Source organism: Bryocella sp. (assembly GCF_058498515.1).
The window spans coordinates 26,654-53,044 of record NZ_JBMHYI010000011.1 but is presented as its reverse complement, the minus strand read 5'-3'; the positions used below and the strand labels follow the sequence as shown (position 1 = coordinate 53,044).

Genomic DNA, 26,391 nt, shown 5'->3' with positions numbered 1-26,391 from the left:
TGCTGATTATTGAAGCGTCTTGAGATAGGCGGTGATGGCGTCCAGGTCGTGATCGTTCAAATGCATCGAGGGCATCAAGGATCCCGGCTTGAGATCGTTCGGGTTCGCGACCCAGGCGCGGAGGTTTTCCGGGGTGTTCTTGACCGCTCCTGAACCGATCGTATCGCGGCTCGCCAGGTGCGTCAGGTCAGGGCCGAAGCGCCCGTTGGCCGGCGTTCCCGCCACGGCGTGGCAGCTGATGCAGGCGGTTCCCAGGAAGATCTTCTGGCCTTCCTGCGCCAGCGGGTTGCCGGAGAGATCGTTGGTCGCAGGCTGCTGCTGCTTCTTGATCCAGGCGGCGAAGTCAGCCGGCGAGTCGACGTAGACACGAAGCAGCATTTTGGCGTGCTGTGTTCCGCAGTATTGCGCGCACTGGCCCAGGTACAGACCGGGCTGGGAGGGGTCCATCCACATGGTGTTGACTCGGTTCGGGATGAGGTCGGTCTTCCCTGCGAGGCGCGGAACCCAGAAGCTATGGGAGACGTCGGCCGAAGACATCTCGAGATACGTGGGGGTCGGATTGCTGGGGTCACTGGCTGGAATGTGCAGCTCATTGGCCGTCACAACGCCCAGCTTCGGATACTTGTACTCCCACCAGAACTGGTGGCCGACGACGATGACGTCCAATGCCCCGGAGGGTTTCGGCGCGGCTTCGGTCTGCCAGATGAAGCGCGTGGTGGTCAGAAACAAGGTGACCACGATGAGAATCGGGATTACCGTCCAGGAAAGCTCGATCTGGGTGCTGCCATAGATCTGGGCAGGCTCATGCTCCGAATCCGAGGGCCGATGGCGAAACTTGATCAGAGCATAGACCAGCAGTCCACCGACGATGAGGAAGATGGCCAGTGTGACCGACAGCACCAGCATGGAGAGGCTGAATATCGAACGCGCGGGGGTCGCAGCGGGAGCAAAGATGTTCGTCGGCGAGCTTGCAGAGGCAACGTGGGAGGCTGCGAGCACCATGGAACCTATCGATATCTTTCCGGCGTTCGCCCATCGCCGCACAGTTCGTCGGGAAAGCGTTGCACGCCGAAGCTGAACGTCACGATGCATACTCAATGGACCTCTTGCTCACAGTTGTTGGCCGAGAAATGAAGGGCAATCTGACTTTCTTGTTGGTTTACCATACATCTCCTCGTTGCACATCCGATAAGAGGCTGGTAGGAAACCGAGCCAAAGGGATTGGGGACCATTCTGAATCGGGCAGCGACATCGCCGCCCGTGAATTTAGTGCGATCCCGAGACTCATGGCTGCAGGCGAATCTACCCCTCGATCTGAGGCCGTGGAATCCGCCTGTTGAACTTTCAGTATGCGCCTTGGCGCTGTGCGAACTTCGTTTGCCTGGTCCGCCGAGTCGAAGCTGTTCCTCCACCCCTGCTCCGGCGGGCGTACTACGAGGATAGTTCACGCGGCGCGGCTTGATGGAAAAGCGTCGGTGCCTCATCCTCCACGGGATCGTAGCGTCTTCCGAACTGCGGGCTTGGTGATGGGCGTCACTCACGGGTTGAGGCGGTAGCCATCAAAATAGATGCCCCAAAGACGATGTCGGATGCGAAGGGTGTGCTGGAGCGCCCCGAGGCGTGGCGAGTCCGTGGATCACGAGGTGGAAGATCCACAGCAGTCCCATCAGGAGACTGCCGCCGGTTGTGCTAACCCCGCACCGTGGTGGCTGGAGAGGATGCCGGAGTGCTTCCAGATTTGCGGCTCTCGTGGGAGACAGCCAACGCCGCGGTGAGCCCTGCCGCGGCTGCCGAGCCACAAGCGAGCAGCACGATAAGCCGGAATGCGCTTACGAAGGATTCATCGATCGCGGATCGCGCTGCGGTGTCGCGGGTTTCAATGGCTCCCAGCCGTCGCACCTGGGCAGTTACTTGTGAGCTTGCCGACGCTGCGACGCTATTCTCCACCAGACGGCTTGGAAGCACGGCGGAGAATCTCTGATAGAACAGCGGGGAACTGATGGCCAGTGCCAGCAGAGCAGCCGTCTGCGAGATAGCATTGTTGACCCCGGAGGCCGCGCCTGATCGGGCCGGCGGCACGGAGCTCATGACCGTGGTTGTAAGAGGAGCCACGCTGACGGCCATCCCGAACCCAAGTACGATCAACGCCGGAAGAAAAGTTTTCCAATAAGGCCCAGATGCTCCGGGGAGAGCCAGTAACGCATATCCGGCCGCGGTGATGAGGGCGCCGGCTGTGAGCGGAAGCCTGGCGCCGTATCTGGTAACGAGGCTGCCGGCCCATTGTGAAAGGAAGAAAAGTGTGAGGACGAGCGGCAGCATGGCTGCGCCGGCCTGCGTGGGTGTGTATCTATGGATCTGAATGAGATTCAGGGGGAGATAGAACAACGTCGCGGATAATGCGGCGTAGAGAAAGAATGTGAAGAGATTGGCGCCGCTGAAGGTGCGGCTTTGAAATAACTCGATTGGCATCATCGGCGAGTGAGCGCGGGCTTCTGCAAAGACGAACATTGCGAGCAGAATGCACCCCACGACTCCAAGGACGTGTACGTAGGCGCCAGCCGAGTCCCACTCCATCAGGGAAAAGGTGACGGCGGCGAGTCCGGCGGTGCCCAGTGCCGCGCCTCTCCAGTCGATGGCTCTCGATGCAACGTGTTCTTCGGTGTTTGGCGTCTTCGTCAGTACAAGGATGACCGTGATCAAGGCGATTGGAATGTTGATGAAGAAGACCCAGCGCCAGGACTTGTGTTGCACCATCCAACCGCCCATGAGCGGGCCGAGAGCCGTCATGATCGATGCGCAGGCGGACCAGGTACCGATGGCTTTGCCGCGCTGTTCGGTGCTGAAACTTGCACTGAGGAAGGCGAGGCTGTTCGGCACAAGCAATGCGCCAGCGACGCCCTGAAGCGAACGCGCTGCCAGAAGCTCCATGAGATTTGGGGCGAGGCCACACCACGCCGAGGCACAAGCGAACAGGATGACGCCGGTGAGGAATGTTCTCCGCAGCCCGAAGCGGTCGCCGAGTGAGCCGCCCGCGAGCAGCAGGGACGCGAGGAAGAGGGCATACGTCTCGACGACCCATTGCACCTGCGTTCCCGTGGCACCGAAGGAATGCTGAAGGCTCGGCAACGCCACATTGACGACTGTGCCGTCGATGAATTCCATGCTCGAGCCGAGGACTGTCGCTGCGAGGATCCAGCTTGCAGCGTGGCTGTCGGGTCTCGGTTCCGTTTCTCGCGGACGCGGCGAGCAGTCGGGGCAAGGAGGACCTGTGATCATGGAGGAACATTACCGCACGTCGTGGCTGGCCGCATGCGTCATCCTTCCGAGGGCGCTTCCGTTCGTGACGCAGGTTGTCTGTTGATGTGGGTTACACGTTCGTTGCCACCGAGCGTGTAACCCACGTGCCAGCTACTTGAGCGATTCCGCCGCGAGAACGATGATGTCCACGACGTCCTGCGGATGAGATATGAACGGAGCATGACTCGAGGCGACCTTGCGGACGGTCGCTTTCATGCGCGTGGCCATCAGTTCCTGTGCCGGCGGAGGAATCATGTGGTCGTCCGTGCAGATCAGGTACCAGGAAGGGAGCGTCTTCCAAGCAACTGAAGTCTCGGCATCGGTGAAGCTTGCGACGCTCAGCGGCCGCTGCACCGTGGCCATGACCGCGGCTTCGTCATCCGTGGCATCGGCGGCGAAGGAGGCGTGGAACTTCTCGCGGTTGATCCAGAGGAAGCCAAACTGATCGGGCGCGACCGCTTGAGAGCCTGGCGAGGGAGGGCCTTGCGCCGCCAACGACGCGAGGCTTTCGCCTTCATCGAGCCCGAACGCGGTGATATAGACGAGCGCCTTGACGTCGGGGCTGTCGGCGCCTGCGCCGGTGATGACCGCGCCGCCGTAGGAGTGGCCCACGAGAATGGTCGGCCCCTTGTTGTCCGCGAGCATGCGGCGCGTCACGGCGATGTCATCGCTCAACGAGGTGAGCGGAATCTGAGCGGCGATGACGTTGTAACCCTTCGCGCGCAGGAGAAGGATGACTTTGCTCCAGGATGATGCGTCGGCCCATGCGCCGTGTACCAGCAGAATATTGATGTTGTTCGTCATGATGTCCTTAATGGGTTGGCGAGCGTGGAGTCGGGCAAGAAGCAATATTTGCCTATGCAGCAGAAGGCACAACGTCCAGTGCCGGGTTGCCGGTGTAACCGAGAGCGCCGAAGGCGAGCGACGCCATGAGGATGCCGTGCTTGAGCTTCCTACGCCCTCACCGAACGGTCATCTAAAGGTACGTGGACGCGGAGTCCTGTTGGAGACCACTTCGGGGGACGTTGTGCAGAGCTCTTTGGAGCCACAACGGACCCCTACCAATGAGCCGGAATGATGCCCTATGGCTTTCGGAGAGCAAGGGCTCGACATATTGACGGCGGTACAACCGCGGACATCTCGAGATGTGAAGACGCGGGCCCTTATCATCAGAGCGGAGGGCTTGAGGATGGCAACTGTCAAACTGTGGACCGATGCGGAAGCCGAGTCGGACCCAAGGATCAAGGCAGTATTCGACGACATCAGGCTGGTTCGCAAGTCGGACTTCATCAATAATTTCTGGCGCGCTCTTGCGAATCAGCCCATCCTTCTCGTGCGTACATGGGAGAGCGTGAAGGCGGTGATGCTCGAACCCGGCGTGCTGGATCCCGTGACGAAGGAGCTGATCTATATCGCTGTGTCCACCGTGAACAGCTGCAGCTACTGCATTCATTCGCATACGGCGGCGGCGCGGGCGAAGGGACTTTCCGAGCAGCAGCACGCGGAGTTTCTCGCGGTCATCGGACTGGCGGCGGAGACGAACACGCTGGCGAATGCGATGCAGATTCCAGTGGATCGAGAGTTCCTGATCGATTGATGTCTCGCGTACAGATCCCGCTTCCAGGCTGCGCGCATGACGTTGCGATTGACGATGTACTCCACAATCCGGGAGCGATCGAGCGGCTCTCGGTGATTGAAGGTTGCCGATGCGCAAAGGGGGTAGCAGGCAGTCGCAACCTGTCAGGCGATCGCAACCGTATGCCGCTTCACTTAGCGGCGACGACCTGATTTCTTCCGCTGCTCTTGGCTGCGTAGAGAGCTCCATCCGCGCGGGTCAGCAACGCGTCGATCCCTTCGTCGACCATTGCCTGGGCGGCGCCGATGCTGATGGTGAGCGGGATGTGCTCGCCGGCGAACTCCGCAGGGGAACTCTCCACATGCTCGCGCAGGCGTTCCGCGAGAACGATACCTTCCTGCAGCCTGGTATCGACGAGTAGCGCGACCAGTTCTTCGCCGCCATATCTCGCGATGACATCGCTCTTTCGCATCTGTCCTGAGAGCTGCCGCACGAGGTGCTTCAGGACCTCGTCTCCTGCCACGTGCCCATAACGATCGTTGACGGACTTGAAGTGGTCGGCATCGATCAGGAGAAGCGTGAACGGGCTGCCGGTGCGGCGCATGCGGCGCAACTCGCTGTCGGCGTTGGTGACGAAGTGGCGGCGGTTGAAGATGCCGGTAAGGGGATCGCGCGTGGCCAGTTCCTCCAGCTGCTGATTTACCTTTACCAGCTCATCCTGCTTGCGTGCGAGCTCCGCGGTGCGAAGCGTAACCTCGTGCTCCAGGGCGTCCTTGCGGCGCTGAATTACGGCAGTGCGCCAGCGGATCGCGAGCAGCATCAGGCCAAGCAGGCCGATAGCGGAGAGAAGATCAAACCACCAGGTCTGGTTCCAGGAAGGCGCGACGGTGACGGGCACATCGATCTGCGTCATCGCGCCGATGCCGTCGTGATCGATTGCGCGGATCAACAGGTGATAGTGGCCGGGCGGGAGGTTGGTATAGGTGGCAGTGCGCCGCGCGGGTGAGGGTTCGGACCAGAGGTTGTCAAAGCCGTCGAGGCGATAGCTGTAACGCACCGAGCCTGATGCGCTGAAGTCCAGCAGAGCAAAGCTGGCTTCGAAGGCGCGCTGACGAGGCCGGAGCAGGATGCCGTGATCAGCGGAGCGCCATGCCAGCGCAGCGGAGGAGCGCTGCTCGCCAGGAACCGCGACGTCGGTGAGGACCAGAGTGGGTGCGAGCTTGTTCTGCTGCAGCAGGCTGGGGCGAACGACGACGAGGCCCTGATCGCCGGGGAAGACGATGGCGCCGTCGCGGAGTGTGGCGGAGGTGAAGAGGTTCTGCGAGCTGGTGCGGAGGCCGTCCGCGGCGGTGTAGGTATGGATGCGGAAGGTGTTCGGATCGACGACCGCGAGGCCGCCGGGAGTGTCGCTCCAGATGCGGCCATCGACGCCGCGCATCACGGTCAGCACGATGTTGGATGGAAAGCCGTCCTCGCGGCGCAGCGTGCGGAAGTGGGCGCGACCATCGGGGTCGCGCCGCATCAACACGGTGAGGCCATCGCCGATGGTGCCGATCCACAGCCTGCCGTTGAGGTCCTGCGCGATGGGCTGAATATTGTCGCTGGGTAGAGAGTCTGCGACGCGATCGTTATGCCGAAGGTGGAGGAATTTTTCGGTGGCCGTATCGAAGAGATCGAGGCCGAGCCGAGTGGTGATCCAGAGCTTGCCATCGGAGGTCTTGATCAGGTCGCGAACGTAATTGTCCGAGACGCTTGCGGCGTCGCTGACGCTGTGTGCGTAGAGCTTTGCCGTGTGGGTCGCGCGGTTGTAGCGCACGAGGCCGTTGTAAGTCGCGGCCCAGACATCGTTGTTGTCTATCAGCAGAGCGTTCACCACCTGCTTCGCCAGCAGGGGATCGGACACGGGGCGATAGGTGAGGCGATGGGCGTCGATCTCATAGAGGCCCTGGCCGCCGGCGAAGATGGTGTTGTCGTCCGCGGCCTTGATGGCCAGCACTTCACGCTGCGACTGGTTTGCCGGCGCGACGCCGGTTGCAGGAGCGACGTTGCGGATGTGGCCGTCGGGCTCGATGACCGCAAAGCCGCCCTGATCGAAGCCGACCCACAGGCGATCTCCCTGTGCGCTGACGCTGCGCACCTCATTGCCTCGCAGACCGTCGGTGCGAAGCGGAGACGAAGGGATCGTCATGAGGCCGTCGGCGATCGAGCTGATCTTTGAGAGGCCGCGGTCCGTGCCTAGCCACACGAGTCCGGTGCGGTCCAGGAAGATGCTGCGGATGAAGTTGTTACTCAACGGCGCAGGCGCGGTGAGGTCGCGGAGATAGCGTTGCCCGCGCTTCGTCGAAGCGTTGTAGGTAATGAGGCCGCTGCCGTAGGTGGCGATCCAGAAGGTATCCTTGCGGATCTCGATGATACCGCGAACGGTTGCCGTCCCGATGAGTGAATCGTCTCCGGAGAGGCCAGGCACGGGTTCGATGCGATTGGTCGCGCGGTTGAGGAGAGCCATGCCGAACTTGTCGGTGCCGACCCAGATCCGGCCTTCGCGGTCTTCAAAGATCGTCCAGACGGGCGGAAAGGAATCCGGTTGCGCGGGGACGTCGAGGCCGAGGATTTGCTCAAAGCGCGTTGCGCCGGCGCGGCGCAGGAGCAGCCCATGATCGCCACCCACCCAGAGGTTGCCGTGACTATCCGGCAGGACAGAGAAGACGCTTCCCTGGGAGAAGTCCGGTGCAGCGGACTGCGCCGCTTTGCCTGCTGCTTTGCCGAAGACCTCATAGCTCTGGGGCTTTGGCGAGTAATGCGCGAGGCCCAGTTGCGAGCCGAACCATATGCCGTCGGAGCCGTCGGACACCATGCAAAAGATGTGGCTCCGCTGCAGCGAGGCTGGAAGGTGTGGCAGGGGATGGAATGAGCCGTCCGAAGGATCGTAGGTGAGGACACCCGCGTTGCCGGTGGCAATCCACAGTCCTCCTCCAGGGCCGGGAAGCACGACGCGGATGTTGTTGTCCGGAAGCGAGGACGGATCGTGCTCGTTGTGGACGAAGTTGTGCAGGGTGTAGCCGTCGTACCGTGAAAGGCCACCAAAGGATGCGATCCAGAGAAACCCGCGCGTATCCTGCGCAAAGGCGTAGACCGAGTCATGCGGCAGCCCCTGCTTGGCTCCCATGAGGTCGAAGTTCAAGTCCGCCAGCTGAGCCAGCTTATCGCCGGGTGCTGTTGCTGAGAGAGGAGGACGAGGAGCTTGCGACGTCTGCTGTGCCGTGGCAGCGACGAAGCAGCTGAGGGCGAAAAGAATCCCCGCGCCTCTGGAGAGGTTCCGAAGCGCGATCCAGGTTTGACGATGGTTCCCCTGAGTCGATGGCACGCTCATTTAAGCGTGCCACAGATTGTGGTCAGGAATGCGAATGTGGCCGCGTGCGGGAACCGTTCGTCAGGTTCTCGCGGACACCTCGTGAATCGAAGCGATCGATTTGTGTTGAGCCGCTGCGCTTGCTTTATTTCAGCGCTGACGCCGCTCCATGGCGCAAGTCCGATATTGTTACAGCAGGTTCCCCCTACTTCTTTTCGAGGCAATCTCATGGATCGCAAGCTTGCCCTGGCGCTCGCGCCGTTTCTCGCTGTCCCGCTCGTCGCGCAGACCGACTTGAAGTACCAGCAGCCTCCCGCAGCCATTGAGAAGTTGCTGGATGCCCAGCCCACGCCGGTGGCGCGGGTCTCGCCGGATCGTAAGGTGCTACTGGTGGAGCAGCCTGCAACCTTCCCGACGATTGTGGACGTAGCTGCTCCGCGCTACCGCCTGGCGGGCATTCGATTCAATCCCGTGACCAGCGGCCCGAGCGTGGCGACCTATAACGTCGGATTGAAGCTGCAGTTGGTCACAGGCGGTGAAGCGAAGTCCGTGTCCGGTCTTCCGGCAAAGTTGAAGGCCTCGGATGCGAGCTTTTCTCCCAACGCAAAGCACATTGCGTTTGTGCGCACGGTGGATGCTCCCGCAGCGCTGGCCGGGCAGGAGTTGTGGGTCATTGACGTTGCAACATCCGCAGCGCATCGCGTTGGGACGGTGCACCTGAACTCGATCCTCGGAACGCCGTGTGAGTGGCTGCCAGATTCGACGGGTCTGCTGTGCAAGACGGTGCCTGCAGGCCGAGGTCCGGCGCCGAAGGTCAGCGACGTGCCAACCGGGCCGCATGTGCAGGAGAACCTCGGCACGAAGCGTCCGGCGCCGACCTATGAGGATTTGCTGAAGACTCCGGACGACTCGGCGGTCTTCGCGTACTACGCGACGTCGCAGCTTGCCGCGGTGCCGCTGAGCGGCGTGGCGAAGCCGCTGGCTGTCAAGGGTCTGGTGGAACACGCGAAGCCTTCGCCCGATGGCCACTATGCGTTGGTGAGCACGATCCACACTCCCTTCAGCTACACCATTCCTTACGAGCGCTTCCCGCAGCTCACGGAGATCGTTGCGCTGAAGAGCGCTGCTGCGCCGCATGTTCTGCAGGACCGGCCGGCGGTCGATAACCTGCCCATCAATCGCGATGCCGTGCAGCCCGGGCCGCGTGACTACAGCTGGCGTTCGGATGTTCCGGCGACCGTTGTGTGGGTTGAAGCGGCGGACAATGGCGATCCCAAGGTGAAGACCGATGTGCGCGATCGTGTGAAGGCACTGGCTGCGCCGTTCACCGGCGAAGCAACGACGCTCGTGGAGCTCGGGATGCGCGTGCAGCGTGGCTTCGGACCCAATGGTGGAGATCCGGTGCAGTGGGGCAATGAGCATCTTGCGATTGTGACGGAGTCCCGCTGGTCGGATCGCAAGACAGCGATCGTGGCGTTCGATCCGAGCGCGCCGGGGAAGACGACGATGCTTTATCAGGGCTCGTCGCAGGACCGCTACAACTCGCCGGGACGGCCGATGACGGAGCGCAATGCTGCGGGGTATCCGGTGCTGCAACTCTCGCCGGATGCTGCGGGGATCTACTTCGTCTCGGAAGGCGCGTCGACCAAGGGCGATCATCCCTTCGTGGGCGTGATGCCCGTGACGGGCGGCAAAGAGACGGTGCTGTTCCGTTCCGCCGATCCGTACTACGCGCAGCCCACGGCATTGCTTGCGGGCAACACGCAGCTGCTGGTGCGTCGTGAGTCCGCCAATGAGTCGCCGAATTACTTTGCGGTGTCGCTGAAGCCGGATGCCGCAGATTTCCGCCAGGTAACGAACTTCGCTTCGCCCTATGCCGGGATTGCCATGCCGACGCACCAACTGCTGCACTACAAGCGTGCCGATGGTGTGGAACTTACTGCGACGTTGTGGCTGCCGGCGGGCTATGACAAGTCGCAGGGCCCGCTGCCTACGCTGCTCGAGGCGTATCCCGCGGAGTTCAAGACGCGGGCAGCGGCGGCGCAGGTGGCGGGATCGACGAACCGTTTCCCCAGCTTCGGCTGGGGCGGGTCGCCGGTGTACTTTACGCAGACTGGTTATGCCGTGCTGGAGAATGCAGCGATCCCGATCATCGGCGAAGGTGACAAGGAGCCGAATGATACCTATGTCGAGCAGCTTGTCGCTGGTGCGAAGGCCGCGGTCGAAGCCGGTGTCGCGACTGGCGCGGTGGATCGCAACCGCATCGGCGTGATGGGGCACAGCTATGGCGCGTTCATGACGGCGAACCTTCTGGCGCACACGGATATCTTCCGCGCGGGCATTGCGCGGTCGGGCGCATACAACCGCTCGCTCACGCCGTATGGTTTCCAGAACGAGGAGCGCACCTACTGGCAGGCCCCGCAGGTGTACTTCGATATGTCTCCGTTCAGCTTTGCCGACAAGATCAAGACTCCGATCCTGTTGATCCATGGCGAGGCCGACGACAACACAGGGACCTACCCCATCCAGAGCGAGCGCTTCTACGCGGCGCTGCAGGGGCAGGGTGCGACTGTACGGCTGGTGTTCCTGCCACTGGAGCCGCACCACTACGGCGCGCATGAGAGCCTGCAGCACATGCTGTGGGAGATGAATCGCTGGCTGGATACTTACGTGAAGCCGATGACGCCGGTTGCCACTTCCGCAAAGGGAGAGTAACGGGCATACACTTGCGTGGCGCTCTGCATCGGAGACTCCGGTGCAGTGCGCCAGTTCCATGGTGTGTACGGTGGCAAGTTCGATTGGAGCAAAGATGCGCGGAGTGAAGGATCGTCGTCGCTGGATGGTGTGTTCGGTTGGCTTGCTGAGCGTGCTTTGGTCATGCAATAGAAGCTCGTGGTCGCAGGCGAGCATGCAAGCGCATGGTGATCCCGCGGGGCTGGTGAATCCACTGATCGGCACGACCAACGGAGGCAATGACTATCCGGGCGCCACGCTACCGCTGGGCATGCTGGCGTGGAGTCCGGAGGAGCCGCGCAATCGGCTGAGGCAGCGCGTGGAAGGTATCCCGGGCTCGATGCGGGATGATCCTGGACGGCCCGCGGCTCCGGGCGGTTACGAGTACTCATCGAACCGCATCAGTGGATTCTCACTCACGCACCTGATGGGCACGGGATGTGCTGGCGCGAGTGGAGATATTCCCTTCATGCCGTTCGTTGGCGAGGTTACTTCTTCGCCTGCGGAGGATCTTAGCGCGGAGGTCTATGGCAGCACGTTTACACATGGGGACGAGACGGCCAAGGCGGGCTACTACAAGGTGAAGCTCGCCAACGGCGTGCTTGCCGAGTTGACCGCGACGCTGCGCACTGGCTCGGGACAGTTCACTTACCCAAATGGCAAGCCTGCCGTCATGCTGATCCGAACGGCAAACTCCGAGACTGGAAGCTCGGAAGCGCAGGTGAAAATCGATGTCGCGCGGCGCACCGTGTCGGGTTCGGTGACGAGTGGTAACTTCTGCGGATATATCGGCACCGCTGACCGCCGTAGTTACTACACGCTGTATTTCGTAGCGCACTTCGATGCGCCCTTCCTGTCCACGGGGACGTGGCAGGATTCGGCTGTGCATTCGGGCTCGACCCAGGCGAGCGGTGGAACGACATACGGGGTCAAGGGATTCATCCCACCGGGCAAAGGATCGGGTGGTTGGGTGGTGCTCGACACCTCAGGATCAAAGCCTGTGGGCGTGCGCGTGGGTATCTCATACGTGAGTGAGCAGAACGCGGAAGCGAATTTGCGTGCAGAGAATCCGGCAGGAACGAGCTTTGATGCCACTCGCGAGAGGGCACATGAGGCATGGAATCGCGCGCTGAGCAGCATCGCGATCGATGGCGGCACGAAGGATGAGCGTGTTGTCTTCTATACGGCTCTGTATCACTCGCTGATGGGCGAGAACCTGTATAGCGATGTGGATGGCCGGTACCTGGGCATGGATGGAAAGGTGCACACGGTCGCGGCTCCGCAGAAGGCACAGTATGGCACGTTTTCGGGATGGGATGTCTACCGATCGCAGTTACAGCTTCTTACGCTGCTCGAACCCGATGTTGCCGGAGATATTGCACAGTCGCTGCTGAATCAGGCCAATCAGAATGGTGGCGAGTGGGATCGCTGGACGCATAACTCGGGAATTACGCATGTGATGAATGGCGATCCTGCTGCGCCTGCGATCGCTGACATCCTTGCATTTGGCGGCACGAGATTTGATGCGAAGGCTGCGTATCGATCCTTGCTGCAGGCGGCCACCGTGCCCACAGCGCATGATCTCAGCAACGAGGGATGCCCGGTGGAATGCATCGGGCAGCGGCCGTCGCTCGACCAATGGTTGAAGCTGCATTACATTCCCGTGGGAGCTAACGCGTGGGGGGCGGCTGCAGATACGCTGGAAGATGTGGCGGCCGACTTTGCGATGTCGGAGCTTGCGCGGCGCATGGGCGATGAGCCGATGCATAAGCAATTTTTGGAGCGAGCGCAGTACTGGAAGAACATCTTCAACCCGCAGGCGACGCCGGAGGGAGGATATCTCCAGAGCCGCAATGCCGATGGGACATGGCCCAAGTTCACGCCTGCCACTGGAGAGGGGTTCGTCGAGGGCAGCGCCGCGCAGTACCTGTGGATGGTGCCGTTCAACGAGAAGGGCCTCTTCACGATGATGGGTGGCAGTGACAAGGCAAGCCAGCGCCTGAACGCGTTCTTCTATAACGCCGACGGTAGCCTTGCGGTGACGAAGTCAGGTCCGTTGCACGCGGAGTTGAACAACGAGCCCTCCATCGAGACGCCCTGGCTGTTCGACTTCCTCGGTCAGCCGTGGAAGACGCAAGAGGCAGTTCGCAAGGTGTTGAACTGCATATGGACGAATACTCCCAACGGTCTTCCTGGAAACGATGATCTTGGCGAGATGTCGTCCTGGTATGTGTGGGCGGCAATGGGCATGTATCCGGAGATTCCTGGGCGCGCGGAGCTTGTGTTGGGAAGTCCTTTGTTCCAATCCGTCACGGTGCGCCGCGCACAGGGTGACATCGTGGTAACGGCACACGGCGCGGGAACCGACGCGCCGTATGTGCAAAGCCTCAAGGTGGATGGAAAAGCTTCCGATAAGACCTGGCTGCCGCAAAGCTTTGTCGAGCATGGAGGAACGCTTAGCTTCGAACTTGGCGGGGTACCCAACAAGAATTGGGGAACAGCGCCGGAGGATGCGCCTCCTTCGTTTCAGCCTTAGGGCGTTCAGTGGTGGGCGTTATTTACTGCATCCGCACGACTCACGAACGATGAGCGTGGCCGGCAGCGTGACGCGGGCCTGGGACGCTGGGCCTTCGCCGCGGATCCTGTCGAAGAGAAGCCGCGCGGCCGCTCGGCCCATCTCCGTAACGGGTTGGCTTACGGCAGTGATCGACGGACGCAGTAGGGTGTAGAAATCCACATCGTCAAAGCCGACCAGAGCGACATCCTTCTGAGTCTCAATTCCCAAGGTCTGCAGCGCCTGAATGACCCGGATCGTGCAGGCATTGTTGGTAGCAAAGAGCGCATCGGGCCGTGACCTCGACTTGAAGAGTGCGCGTAAGGCGGGAAGAACGTCTCCTTCCTCTTTGAGCACCAGAGTGTTGACGGGGAGCTTTTCGCGTCGCAGGTGTTCTTCGTATGCTGATACCCGCAGCTTGATCGGACGCAGGTGGAAGTCTGTCGCTACGCACGTGATCTTGCGATAGCCGTGACTTCGCAGATGGGCCATCGCCATATGTGCCCCGGATGAATTTTCGACCTCTACCGAATCGGTGGAGGCGCTCTCAATGGGACGATCGATGGTGACGATGGGGATCGAACCTGCTGCGGCTCGGGTGAGATGTCTCGCACGGCTGTTCACCGGGGCGAGCACGATGCCGTCCACCGGGTGGTTGGTCATCTGTTCGATCTCGGCCTTCTCGGTGGCAGTGTCTCCGTCGGATACTGCCAGCCAGACCGTATAGCCCGCTTCGCGCGCAGCCTGTTGCACGGCTCGGCTGACAACCGAGAAGAATGGGTCGGCTACATCGGGAACGATGAGCCCGATGGACTTCGACATCTGGCCGGTCAACATTCGTGCGGCCTGGTTGGGGCGGTATCCAAGCTTACGAATGGCCGCACGCACGCGCTTCGCGGTCACTTCGGAGACGTAGGGATGACCGTTGATCGTGCGGGAGACGGTCATGGGTCCGACACCTGCGGCCCTTGCCACATCTACCAGCGTTGCTTTTCGATTCGATGAAGATTTGCGCATGAGGACCGTTAACGTTGTGCTCTCAGAACGCTAACAGACTCTGCAAACTCCCGGCCTACGTTAGCGGATAAAGCTGTTGACAACCGATTTTCCAGCGGCGTATAAGCTGTCCCGCTCTGATAGCGCAATCATACCCGTACGCGAAAATCAGCAATCCAGTTGCGTCAAAAAACTTTAGGAGAGCCAATGAACACCGTCGAATGGAAGAGAACCCTGCGCTCGTGGATCACCTTCGCCGTTCTCATTCTCGTTAGCGTCACAGTCTATTCACAATCCGACGTCGGCAGCATCAGCGGATTTGTGAGAGACAAGTCCGGAGCGGTTGTTCCCAGCGCCCGGGTCACCGTTCGCAATGAAGGCACCAACCAGGCCTTTGCGGTGACGACAGATTCAGACGGCCATTACACCGTGCCGAACCTGCCGCCGGCGACCTACTCGATGACCGTGGAAGCAAGCGGCTTCCAAAAGTACGTGAGCGTGCATAACCCTCTGGCCGCCAGCACGGCGATGGCGATCGACGGGGCGCTGGTCCCGGGCGAAGTGAGCCAAACCGTGGAGGTCACTGCCAGTGCGACGATCCTGCAGACGGAGTCCGGCTCGACCCAAGCCGAGATCAGCGGCCAGACGGTCATGGATGAGCAGCTCAATGGCCGCAATCCGCTGTTCATGGGAGCTCTGATCCCGGGCATGCGCAGCGCAACGACGCTGGGCGACTTCAACTTCGCCATTGGCACCTCGGTGCCATTCAACGTCAACGGAGCTCGTCAACAGGACACGCTGGTGACCTTCGACGGCGCGCCCGGCGTGCGTACGCGCGGTTCGACACAGGTGGTCGGTGTCGCGAATCCGGATGCCATCGAAGAGATGCAGATCCTCACCTCTGATTATCAAGCGGAATATGGGAGCTCCGCGGGCGGCCAGATTCGCATTGTCTCCAAGAGCGGCACGCGCAACTTTCATGCGTCGGCGTATGAGTACCTTCGCAACTCGGCGATGAACGCGAACACATGGACGCGCAATCAGAGCCCGACGACGAAGTTTGCCTCGCCATTCCGCTACAACAACTTCGGCTTCACCTTCGGCGGCCCGGTATGGATCCCGGGGATGCACTGGACGGACAAGTTCCGCGAGAAGGTCTTCTTCTTCGTGGCTGAAGATTGGATCCGCTATCGCTACACGGATACACAGACACAATGGGTGCCAACGAACCTAATGCGGCAGGGTAACTTTAGCGAGCTGCTAAGCCCTGTCAACCCTTACTACACGCGGAAGGATAGCTCCGGAAATCTGTTGCCGACGTATGTCTATGATCCTGCGACCTGCCCCGCCGCCAATGGCCCGGGCTGCGTAGCCTTCAACAACAACACCATCCCGATGGGGCGTCAAAGCGCCAATGGCATGGCAATCATCGATGCCTATCCAGCGCCCACCCCCGGATACGTCAGCTCAAACTCGAACTGGATCGCCGGCGCGGCTCACCCCATCAACCAGCGCAAGCAGCAGATCAGCGTGGACGTTCATCTGACGGACCATCACACGCTCTCTCTCCGGCGTCAGAACGTGACGTACAATGAGTACCTTCCGTTCGACCAGGGCTCGGGTCTGACGGGGCGCTACTTCAACCGTCCGAACCAGACCAACGGGCTTACCTGGACATGGGTCATCAGCCCGAGCATGATCAACGAGGCTCGCGTGACGTACAGCCTCGATCAGGTCTACATCCCCGTGAACACGGCGCTACCTGGCTTCAACCGCCAGACGCTGGGCATCAACTTTCCGTACATCATCCCGGGCGCGAAGGCAGCCCCCAACAAGATTCCGACGGTGAGTGGTCTCGGAACGTTCTATGGGCTGGCGGGCGGACCGTATCCATCGCACTCGGGCGGCCCGATCTACACCTACTCGGACAGCCTCACGAAGGTGTGGGGTGGCCACACCGCGAAGTTCGGCTTCCAGTTGATGTTCTCGGGAGAGAACGACAACGATCAGATCAACGTGTCCACCGTACCAGGCGGTGCGAACAACCAGAACGGCAACTTCCAATTCAGCGACAATCACGGATCTCTTGGGGATACCACGGGTGTGGCCTTGGCCAACCTCGCGATGGGGCTCTCGGACAGTTACACGGAGATCGGTCCAAAGTCTTACACCGAATGGCGGGGACAGTCGTATGACTTCTTTGCGCAGGATTCGTGGAAGATGACTCAGCGCCTGCACGTCGACTACGGTCTCCGTGTCACTGCGCTCACACCGTATAAGGCCGCTTGGGGGAATGCTGCCTTCTTCGACCCAGCCTCATACCAATCGTCGGCCGCACCCACGGTGAACCCAACGACGGGTAACGTCCTGCTCGGCACGGGCAATCCGTATAACGGCATGGTCATTCCCGGCCGCTCCAGCTTCCCCTCCAGCGCCGCTGCGCACGGCGTTGTCGGAGCGACACCTTCCACGGCAAACACTGCCTGCGACGGCAGTTCCTGTAGCCTGCTTTTTGCTCCGAAGCTGAAGGATGGTTACGTGAACACATCCTACGTGGTGCAGCCGCGTGTAGGCTTCGCCTATGAACTGAATCAGACGGCGGTGGTTCGTGGGGGATTCGGCACCTTCGCCACGCGCATGGGTCTTCTGGACAACATCTTTCCCGGTGGCAATCCGCCCTTCCAGCCGTTCATCGGAGTCGGAGCCGTGGCCAATAATCTGACCTCGATGGTGGACAACCCCGGCTACGCGCTCAACAGCACCGTTGCTCCGTCCTTGACCATCACCACGCTGAACCAAAACCTGAAGGCGCCGGTCCGCTATAACTGGAACTTGGCGGTTCAACAGCAGCTTCCATTCGCCACCGTGTTTACGCTGGCTTACGTGGGTGGTCGCGGTCTTCACAACTGGCGCGTCTTCGACATCAACCAGCCGGCGGCAGGTGCGCAGCAGGCGCATCCCGGCGTTAGTGTCAACGCGCTGCGCCCGTATCAAGGGTACGCCGCCATCCAGCAGGAGCAGAGCAACGGTACCTCCAACTATCACTCGCTGCAAGCTTCGTTGCAGCGCACCAGCGCGAGAAACATCACGTTCGGTGTGAGCTACACGTTCTCCAAGAGCATGGACGACAGCTCGAACTACCGCGACATTGTGCCCGACACATTCAACACGAGCAACTTGTACGGGCCGTCGGAGTACGATGCCCGGCACATGGTGGTCGTCAACTACGTGTGGGCTCTGCCCTTCCTGCGCGAGCAACATACTCTGACCGCGAAGATCCTTGGCGGCTGGCGTATCGCGGGTGTGGCGCAGTTCCAGACCGGATCGCCTTGCGGCGTCGGCAGCAGTACCGATTACGCGAGTATTGGCACGGCGGAGGGCAGCTTTGGCTGCGGCTCCGAAAATGAGTTCTACGTGATGAACGGAAAGCCGAAGATACTGCATCAGTTTGCTGGATACGGTGGTACCGGCCTGTACTTCGCCACCAAGAATCCGGACGGTTCCTCGATCTTCACTCCGCCTGCTGCAGGCACCTTCAACCTGCAGCGTGGTGTTCGTGACTCCATCTATCAGCCTGGCTACCAGGACTGGAATCTCTCGTTGAAGAAAAAGTTCGCGATCACGGAAACGGCTAACATGGAATTCACCACCGATGCGTACAACTTCATCAACCATCCCAACTGGTCTGGACCGAATCTGAATCCCACGTCGGGCCAGTTCGGTCAGGTTACGGGCAAGTCCACCACGAACCCTCGTACCTTACAGGTTGGGCTTCACATCACGTACTAACATCGACAAACGCCCCGCACGGAGACTAACTCCATGCGGGGTTCTTTTCAGCCAGCTACTCTCGAGTTGTCCAAACGCAAACCTGTAGTGCTTAGAGGATGGAGCAGAGAATGAAGAACACACGCCGGTCGCGCCGCGAGCGCTCACTTGTATCCTCCGTGGAGAGGCGACCGACCTTGCTGCGTCGGCTGCCATTGGCTGCCGCCGCACTGCTGTTCGAGTTGAGTGCGATGGGCCAGACGATGAAGGCGCCCGACATCACGAGAACCCCGACGCTCTATGTTGTGCCCTATGCTCACCTGGATACGCAGTGGCGCTGGGAGATGCCGCAGACCATCAGCGAGTACCTGCTGAAGACGATGCGCGTCAACTTCGACTACATCGATCGCTACCCGCATTACGTCTTCAACTGGACAGGCTCCAACCGCTACCGCTTGATGAAGGAGTACTTTCCGGACGACTACGCGCGCATGCAGCAGTATGTCGCCGCGGGTCGGTGGTTTCCTGCGGGGTCATCCGTTGAGGAAGGTGATGTCAATCTTCCCAGCGCGGAGGGTATCTTCCGCCAGGTGCTGTACGGCAATGAGTATTTCCGCAAGGACTTCGGTAAGGCCAGCAATGAATATATGCTGCCCGACTGCTTCGGCTTTCCGGCATCGCTGCCCAGCATTCTTGCCCACGCCGGTGTGAAGGGCTTCTCGACACAGAAGCTGAACGCAGTGTGGCAGCCGTCGCCGATCGTGGGTGGACCCGACTCGCCGGAGCAGACGCCCGAAGGCATCCCGTTCAACGTGGGTCTATGGACTGGTCCCGATGGCAAGACGGTGATCGCGGCACTGAACCCCGGGGGGTATGGCAGCAACGCGTACACCGATCTCAGCAAGGAGCCTGCACCCGCGTCGACGCATGTGCTCACGGATGCGGAGAAGGCGAAGCTCACACCACTGCAGATTCGCCAGTATGAGCGCCGTCAGATCGAGCCGAACTGGGTGCAGCGGATCAACCTCGATGGCAAGGTCACGGGCCTCTTTGCGGACTACCACTACGTGGGCACAGGAGATATCGGGGGCGCGACGCAAGAGTCCACGGTGAAGCTGCTCGAGGCCATCGTCACGAAGTCCGAGACCGTGCTGCCGACTCCGTCGCAGCTCAGCTTCCTGAAAGAGCAGGCCTCGTACAATCCCGCGCCGGTCCGCGTGGGAGAAGGCCCAGTGCATGTGATCGAAGCGACTGCCGATCAGATGTTCAACGATATGGCGACGCTGGATACGAGCCGCATGCCAGAGTACAAGGGCGATCTCGAGCTAATTAATCACTCGGCGGGCTCGCTCACTTCGGAGGCGTATCACAAGCGCTGGATCATGCGGAACGAGACGTTGGCAGATGCGGCGGAGAAGGCTTCCATCGCTGCGGAGTGGCTCGGTGCGCGCCCGTATCCCATTCAGCGGCTCACGGACGCGTGGACGCTGGAGCTTGGCGGCCACTTTCACGACACGGGCGCGGGCACAGCGACGCCGGAGACCTATCGCTATGCGTGGAATGACGACGTCATCACAGCGAATCAATTCGAAGGCGTCCTCACCAGCGCGACCGAAGCCGTTGCTTCCACGCTGGACACGCAGGGCCCTGGCATTCCCCTCGTCGTCTACAACTCTCTCAACATTGAACGCGAGGATGTGGTCGAAGCTACCGTCGCATTTCCGAGTGGCGCACCTACGGCGGTGCGAGTGATCGGTCCCGATGGACGCGAGACTCCAGCGCAGATGGAGGATGGCAAGGTACTCTTCGTCGCGAAGGCTCCGTCGGTGGGATACGCGGTGTATCACGTGCTGCCTGCGAGGGCTGCGTCCGCGAGTTCGGCTCTCAAGGTGACGGGCAACTCGCTGGAGAATGGGCGCTACCGCGTCCAGATCAATGCAGCGGGAGATATCTCGAACATCTTCGACAAGCAGCTGAATAAGGAGCTGCTGTCGGTTCCTGTGCAGCTGGCGATTACTACCGATACACCGAAGCAGTATCCCGCGTGGAACATGGACTATGAGCAGGTTGAAGCTGCGCCGCGCGCGTATGTGAGCGGACCTGCAAAGATTCGCATCAAGGAGAGCGGTCCGGTGCGAGTCTCTCTGGAGGTATCGCGCGAGACCGAAGGCTCTACGTTCGTGCAGACGGTAAGTCTTTCCGCGGGCGATGAGGGCAATCGCGTTGAGGTGAGGAATGCCATCGATTGGCGTGGCCTCACCTCGAATCTCAAGGTCACGTTCCCGCTAACGGCCAACAATCCGAACGCAACCTATAACCAGGATCTCGGCACGATCCAGCGCCCCACTGCGACACCCCGACAGTTTGAGGTGGGATCGCACCGCTGGATCGACCTCACCGATAAGAGTGGCGCCTTCGGTGTCACGCTTCTTACCGACTATAAGAACGGCTCCGACAAACCCAACGACAACACGATTCGCCTCACGCTGCTGCGCTCGCCGGGGATTCAACCGACAACGAACCGCGCTCCTGGAGCCTACAGCGACCAGGCCAACCAGGATTGGGGACATCACGAGATCACCTTCGGCATCATGGGGCATGCCGGGGACTGGCGTAAGGCACAGACGGATTGGCAGGCCTATCGCCTGAACGATCCGATGATGCCCTTCGCCACCGAGGCTCACGCCGGCTTACTGGGCAAGAGCTTTTCGTTGCTACGCATCGATAACTCGAGGGTTCGTGTCTTCGCGCTGAAGAAGGCAGAAGCGAGCGATGAGGTCGTGCTGCGCGTTGCGGAGCTAGACGGCAAGGCTGCACCCGATGTGCACTTCTCCTTCGCTGCGCCTGTGCTCTCAGCGCGTGAGATGAATGGGCAGGAGCAGTCGCTGGGTGCCGCGACAGTGGCGGATGGCAAGCTGGTTGCTTCGTTTACGGCATACCAGCCGCGTACGTTCGCGCTCAAACTAGGGGCGGCGCAAGTTAAGGCCGCTGCAATTCGCTCACAGCCAATCCCGCTTGCCTATACACTCGCCGTTGCGACCAATGATGACACGAAGACGCCGGGTGGCGGCTTCGATGGCCAGGGTAACGCCATACCGGCGGAGATGCTTCCATCGCAGCTCGACTACAACGGAGTGAGCTTTACGTTGGCCTCAGCCGCAACGGGGGCCGCGAATGCCGTGGTTCCCAGCGGACAGAGGATCGCACTTCCTGAAGGCCGCTTCAACCGTGTCTATATCCTCGCGGCGTCGACCGGTGGCGATCAACGGGCGAGCTTCAGCGTTGGACCGAAGACCACGGAGCTTACCGTGCAGGACTGGGGCGGCTTCCTCGGTCAGTGGGACACGCGGACATGGAAGAACGAGCCGAAGTTCAACTGGGACATCTCTGCACATCATGCGGTGTGGCCGCCCAAGGACCTCGACGACCGCGAACTGCGCAGGCCGTCTCCCAGCTATCCTGAGGACTACGTCAGTCTTGAGAAGGGCTACATCAAGCCTGCGGGACTTGCCTGGTACGCTTCGCACCATCACACGGCGGATGGGTTGAACGCCCCGTACGAATATTCGTATCTGTTCGCGTATGGCATCGATGTTCCTGCCGGAGCGCGCTCGCTTACGCTTCCGAAGAACGATAAGATCCGCATCCTGGCGATCTCCGCTGCTGAAGAGAATCCGGCAACTACGCCCGCTGAGCCGCTCTTCGATACGCTCGGTAGCGCTGCTCCGCCGACACGCTAACGGCGTCCGCACCAGCCTGCCCGTCACGCCGGTGCGGACGCTGGGGTACAGTTCGCGGTGCTTCGAGCGCATCGCGAGAATGCCTCTGTTCTGGTAATCGAGCGTACCAGCGGTCGTCCGTCTCTATCGACGAGCTTGGCCTTAGCGCGAGCACTATCATCGACACATGAGCTCGCCCTACAAGCTGGGAGACATCCTTGCCAACGCGATCACGCATGGCGTGGGCGCTGCCCTGGCGATCGCCGGCACCGTATACCTCATCGTCGCGTCGACGCATGGCACGGCATGGCAGATGGTCAGCAGTTGCATCTATGGAGCTTCCCTGGTCCTCGTCTATCTTTGCTCCACGCTGTATCACTCGCTGGTGCGAACGCGCGCGCGGCATGTCTTCCAGGTGCTCGATCACAGTGCCATCTACCTGCTGATTGCAGGAACGTACACACCCTTCACCCTGGTCTCGCTGCATGGGCCGCTCGGCTGGTGGCTCTTCGGCATCGTCTGGAGCCTGGCGGTCGCGGGGGTCGTCTTCAAGAGTGTGGCCATCCATCGCTTCAAGGTGGCGTCCGCGGTTATCTACCTGTTCATGGGATGGTTCATCGTCTTCGCGGCGCGGCCGCTCATCCATGCCATCTCCTGGCATGGGATGGCATGGGTTGCTGCCGGAGGATTGGCCTACACGCTGGGGATCGCGTTCTTCGCCTGGGACCGGCTGCGGTACTTCCATGCCCTATGGCATGTGTTCGTCCTGGCGGGCAGCATACTGCAGTATATGGCGGTGCTCTTCTATGTGGTACCGTACGGTACCTGATGGAGTGCACGGAGGGATTCGGGGCCTCACTCGATCTTGGATCAAGGATTAGCCTTGGGCTATCCTGAACACAACGATTCCGAATCGAAGTTGGCATAAGGGCCTCTTATGGACAGATCCCCCGACGCAGGGCTGGTGTTCCCATCTCCTACGCGCCGTCTCGTCCTTCCGATGCCGGTGCTCCTCGTGGGTGGGCTCCTGCTGTTGAGCATCCCGCTTTGCGTGCCGTGGGTTGTTCCGAAGGATGCTCGGTTCCTGATGTATCCCTATGGCGCGGCGCTGGACCTCATCCCGCTCTGCCTGTGCTGGCTGGCCGCCCGCGAACATGCAGGCCTGGGTCGCGCGCAGTGGTTGTTGCTCGCCGGTCACTTCGCCATGCGCAGCCTCAGCCTCTGGATCCCGACGGCTGAGATCTGGTTTGGCCTTGCGCGGCGGGAAAGCTCATGGCTACTGAGCGGAGCGAGCTGCGCCGCCACCATGTTTTGCCTGCTGGCGTTGACGATGGCCCAGTCGGAGGCGCGGCTGGCGAAGCGCTATCTGGATGGCGCGATGGCCCTCATCCTCTGCGTTCTGAATTTCCTGGCCTTGTTTTCGTCGGCTCCCATCGGCTTCAGCAACTTCCACCTGCAGATGTCCTTCGCCACCGCGCTCTTCCTCTTGATCTGCGCGTGGTCCGCTCAGGCGGCAACGGAATCCGGGGTAGGCGAGCAATTCACCCGTGTGGTCATTGCCTACCTGATCGCGCGTTGCGTGATGGTGTTCTCTATCAACATCGTCGATTACCTCTGGCTTGCCACACCACGCGAGTTGCCGTTCGACCTACTCTATGGTCTTCCACCGATCGCCTTCAGCATCGCCTTGCTGCACAGCGGATGGCAGATCCCCTTGCGTCTCCATGTCCCCCGGAGGGTACTGGCGAGTACCGCGTTGCCGGCGTCGGTCCTGCTGGCGTCTGTGCTGCTGGCCATTGGCCTCTCGCCTGAGTATCGCTGGCTCAGCGCTACGGCCATCCTGCTCTCGGTGGTCTGCTTCATCCTGCGGACGCAGCTGCTGTATGAGCGGCTGCTGGAGGCGCAGATCAAGCTGCAGACGCAGGCGGCGACGCTCGATCAGCTCGCCAACCTGGACCCTTTGACGGGCATCGGCAACAGGCGTTTCTTCGAACTGCGCGCCTCCGCCGTTCTCGATCAGGAGAACTGCATCGCCTCTCTGCTGCTGATCGATACCGACCACTTCAAGCAGGTCAATGACTCGTTGGGCCACGCTACCGGCGATCGGCTGTTGGAGCGGATCGCATCGATCCTCGCAAGAGAGGCCGTGCTGAGTGCTGGTTATTGCGCGCGCATCGGCGGCGACGAGTTCGCCATTCTGCTGATCGAGTGCCATCCGCGGGAGGCTCTTGAGCTCGCGGAGCGCGTTCGCGTCCAGGTCAGTTGTATTCAGCTGGAATCGGTCATAAGGCCCTCGGTGAGCATTGGGGTGGCTGCAACTACCGGAAGGGCGCGCCTGGGTACGTTGCTCGAATTGGCCGACGAAGCTCTGTATGAATCCAAGGCCAAGGGACGCAATCGTGTCGAGATGGCTCAGATGGATGCCGTCGAGTTCCAGACTCGTGGCAGGCATATTCAGCGGCGCAGATTTCGCGAGCGGCCGATGTAACTTGGCGCGGCGAGAGAGGGCAGTGGAACGACAAAGGGCAAGGCCGAAGCCTTGCCCTCTGCACTGCATTCGTTCGCGCTACTTCTTCGTCGGAGCCGGGGTTTCAATGCGAGGCAGCATGTCTGCGCGGGTCGCTGCGTTATAGGCAAACCACGCTTCGATCATGGATCCTTGCATCACGTCGCCCTTCTGCACGCGGTCGTACAGATCCATGTTGGAGTGGTGAGTTCGCGAGCCGTACTCCAGCGGATCCTGCATGAAGCCGATGCCGTCGAGGCCGATCCACGAGAAGCTCGTCGAGTCCGTACCGCCGGGCTGCGTGGTGGGGCCGGCAGTGAGTCCCGTGACCTCCTCGATGCCGAGATCCTTGATGGGTGCGATCCAGGACTTGAAGACCTCTGCCAGCTGGGCATTGCCCAGCGCGGACACGGCGCGGAATTTGCCCGAGCCTGAGTCGTCGTTGAAGTAGACATCGAGCTTGTCGTACTCGGGACTCTTCACCATCGTGTCGCGCGGCGCGAAGTGCTTCTGCACGTACGCCAGCGAGCCGTAGAGGCCTTCTTCTTCGCCTCCCCACAAGGCCACGCGGACGGTGCGGGCCATCGGCTTGTGCATGGTCGCGAGGATGCGCACGGCTTCCATCGCGACGGACGAGCCCGTGCCGTTGTCGGTCGCTCCGGTGCCACCCTGCCAGCTATCGAAGTGGCCGCCCACCATGACGACTTCGTCCGCCTTGGTCGTGCCCGGGATCTCGCCAACCACGTTGAATCCCATCAGGTCTTCCTTCTGGTATTCGGTTTGGATGTCGAAGGTCAGCTTCGGTGTGATGCCGTGCTGCAGCAGGCGGCAGATGCGGTTGTACTGCTCTGGCGTGATGGCGGCCATCGGCGGACCGACGGGATCCTTGGGGTCTTCCGAACCACCGTACGACGCGAAGATCGTGCCGCCGTCGCCGTTGTAGCCGGGGGTCAGCGCGACCGCTACGCCCTCTTCCTTGAGGAAGGCATTGACCTGGTTGCGCAGGATGCGGCCAGTGGGCGCTGCAGTCGAGAGCGTAGCCGGCGTGAATTCTCCAGGGCGAGGAGCAGCGGCGCCGGGCCGGCCACCGCCGCCAAAGCCTCCGCGCGAAGGATCCGGAGTCTTGGTGCGCTCTTCGATCTCAGCGTCCGTCAGGCGATGCGCTTCCACTTCGGTGTGCATGGCAAGCTCGCGTGGATCGAAGATCAATACGATCTTGCCCTTGAGCTTGCCGTGGTACTTGGCGAAGTCTTCCTTGGAGTGCAGCGGCGCGAGCACGGCGTCGGCTGTCACGGGACCTTCGGTGCCGGGCGTCCACGCAAGAGGGAAGCCGATCAGCGAAGCGTATGCCGGGGACTCCAGCGCCCCGTAGTACTTCTTGATCTGCCAGCCATCGCCGAAGGGTCCCCACTTTTCGAGGTGCACGTTCTGCAGGCCCCACTCCTTCATCTGCTTCATGGCCCATTCGGCAGCCGCGCGATGATTGCGGCTGTTGTTCACGCGCGGACCATACACCTCGGACAGGTAGAAGAGGTTCTCCATTACCTGCGAATGTTGGAAGGCTTCATTCTTGATCTGGTTCAGAGCAGCCAGATCAACCTTGTCGCCGTTCTGTTCCTGGCCCGGCGCGATCGATGTGAAGAACAGAGTCAGGGTGCAGGCGGCGGCAGCCAACCTGAAGCGAAGCGAGCTCACGATAGTTTCCCTTTCAAGATGAGGCCTGGTTTTGGGGCCATGGATCGACAGGAAGGGCGCGCCTAACCGAACCACAGGCCGGCCCACATCTTCTGAATTTCGAGATGTGACCAAGCTATTGAATTTGGGTTCGCGATGCAACACGAAGCCACCGCGGAGAGGCGACGGCGTAAGGACTCTATCACTCGGAAGGGAGCG

General features: G+C 61.1%; 13 protein-coding genes. 7 read left to right on the top strand and 6 right to left on the bottom strand.

Features of this window, described 5'->3' with window-relative positions:
- Positions 1–6 precede the first annotated feature (6 nt).
- From coxB to AC5E6W_RS03565, 3 genes are all read right to left on the bottom strand, one after another.
- A complete protein-coding gene (gene coxB / locus AC5E6W_RS03575) occupies positions 7–1,002 on the bottom strand; it encodes a cytochrome c oxidase subunit II (protein ID WP_491750888.1) in 996 nt (331 codons plus the stop codon).
- Positions 1,003–1,689: 687 nt separating this feature from the next.
- Positions 1,690–3,276 (bottom strand): MFS transporter, encoded by a 1,587-nt coding sequence (locus AC5E6W_RS03570; RefSeq protein ID WP_491750887.1) that lies wholly within the window; start codon positions 3,274–3,276, stop codon positions 1,690–1,692.
- Positions 3,277–3,408: 132 nt separating this feature from the next.
- Positions 3,409–4,101 carry an alpha/beta hydrolase gene (locus AC5E6W_RS03565; RefSeq protein ID WP_491750886.1) on the bottom strand — a complete coding sequence of 231 codons (693 nt, stop codon included), beginning with the start codon at positions 4,099–4,101 and terminating at the stop codon, positions 3,409–3,411.
- A gap of 385 nt (positions 4,102–4,486) precedes the next feature.
- Between AC5E6W_RS03565 and AC5E6W_RS03560 the strand changes: the two genes are divergently transcribed.
- Entirely contained in the window at positions 4,487–4,894 is a 408-nt protein-coding gene (locus AC5E6W_RS03560) for a carboxymuconolactone decarboxylase family protein (RefSeq protein ID WP_491750885.1), read from the top strand.
- A 169-nt stretch (positions 4,895–5,063) separates the two neighbouring features.
- Here AC5E6W_RS03560 and AC5E6W_RS03555 read toward each other — a convergent pair whose 3' ends face one another.
- Complete coding sequence (locus AC5E6W_RS03555; RefSeq protein WP_491750884.1) at positions 5,064–8,243, bottom strand: ligand-binding sensor domain-containing protein; 3,180 nt, start codon at positions 8,241–8,243, stop codon at positions 5,064–5,066.
- Positions 8,244–8,450: 207 nt separating this feature from the next.
- Here AC5E6W_RS03555 and AC5E6W_RS03550 point away from each other — a divergent pair, with 207 nt between their 5' ends.
- Both AC5E6W_RS03550 and AC5E6W_RS03545 read left to right on the top strand, forming a co-directional pair.
- Entirely contained in the window at positions 8,451–10,937 is a 2,487-nt protein-coding gene (locus AC5E6W_RS03550; protein ID WP_491750883.1) for a S9 family peptidase, read from the top strand.
- A gap of 193 nt (positions 10,938–11,130) precedes the next feature.
- A complete protein-coding gene (locus AC5E6W_RS03545; protein WP_491750882.1) occupies positions 11,131–13,491 on the top strand; it encodes a GH92 family glycosyl hydrolase in 2,361 nt (786 codons plus the stop codon).
- Positions 13,492–13,509: 18 nt separating this feature from the next.
- Here the strand turns inward: AC5E6W_RS03545 and AC5E6W_RS03540 are convergent, their stop codons facing one another.
- A complete protein-coding gene (locus AC5E6W_RS03540) occupies positions 13,510–14,526 on the bottom strand; it encodes a LacI family DNA-binding transcriptional regulator (RefSeq protein ID WP_491750881.1) in 1,017 nt (338 codons plus the stop codon).
- Between the two features lie 186 nt (positions 14,527–14,712).
- Between AC5E6W_RS03540 and AC5E6W_RS03535 the strand changes: the two genes are divergently transcribed.
- The 4 genes from AC5E6W_RS03535 to AC5E6W_RS03520 all read left to right on the top strand — a co-directional run bounded on the left by AC5E6W_RS03535 (position 14,713) and on the right by AC5E6W_RS03520 (position 24,480).
- Positions 14,713–18,294 carry a TonB-dependent receptor gene (locus tag AC5E6W_RS03535; protein WP_491750880.1) on the top strand — a complete coding sequence of 1,194 codons (3,582 nt, stop codon included), beginning with the start codon at positions 14,713–14,715 and terminating at the stop codon, positions 18,292–18,294.
- A 176-nt stretch (positions 18,295–18,470) separates the two neighbouring features.
- Positions 18,471–22,013: a beta-sandwich domain-containing protein gene (locus tag AC5E6W_RS03530; RefSeq protein WP_491750879.1), complete on the top strand. Its 3,543-nt coding sequence runs from the start codon at positions 18,471–18,473 to the stop codon at positions 22,011–22,013.
- Positions 22,014–22,179: 166 nt separating this feature from the next.
- Positions 22,180–22,821: a PAQR family membrane homeostasis protein TrhA gene (gene trhA, locus AC5E6W_RS03525; protein WP_491750878.1), complete on the top strand. Its 642-nt coding sequence runs from the start codon at positions 22,180–22,182 to the stop codon at positions 22,819–22,821.
- A 108-nt stretch (positions 22,822–22,929) separates the two neighbouring features.
- Positions 22,930–24,480, top strand: a complete 1,551-nt coding sequence (locus AC5E6W_RS03520) for a GGDEF domain-containing protein (protein WP_491750877.1) — start codon at positions 22,930–22,932, stop codon at positions 24,478–24,480.
- 78 nt (positions 24,481–24,558) lie between these two features.
- On the opposite strand, the gene AC5E6W_RS03515 is transcribed toward AC5E6W_RS03520, so the two are convergent.
- Positions 24,559–26,193 (bottom strand): M28 family peptidase, encoded by a 1,635-nt coding sequence (locus tag AC5E6W_RS03515; protein ID WP_491750876.1) that lies wholly within the window; start codon positions 26,191–26,193, stop codon positions 24,559–24,561.
- Between the last annotated feature and the right edge of the window lie 198 nt (positions 26,194–26,391).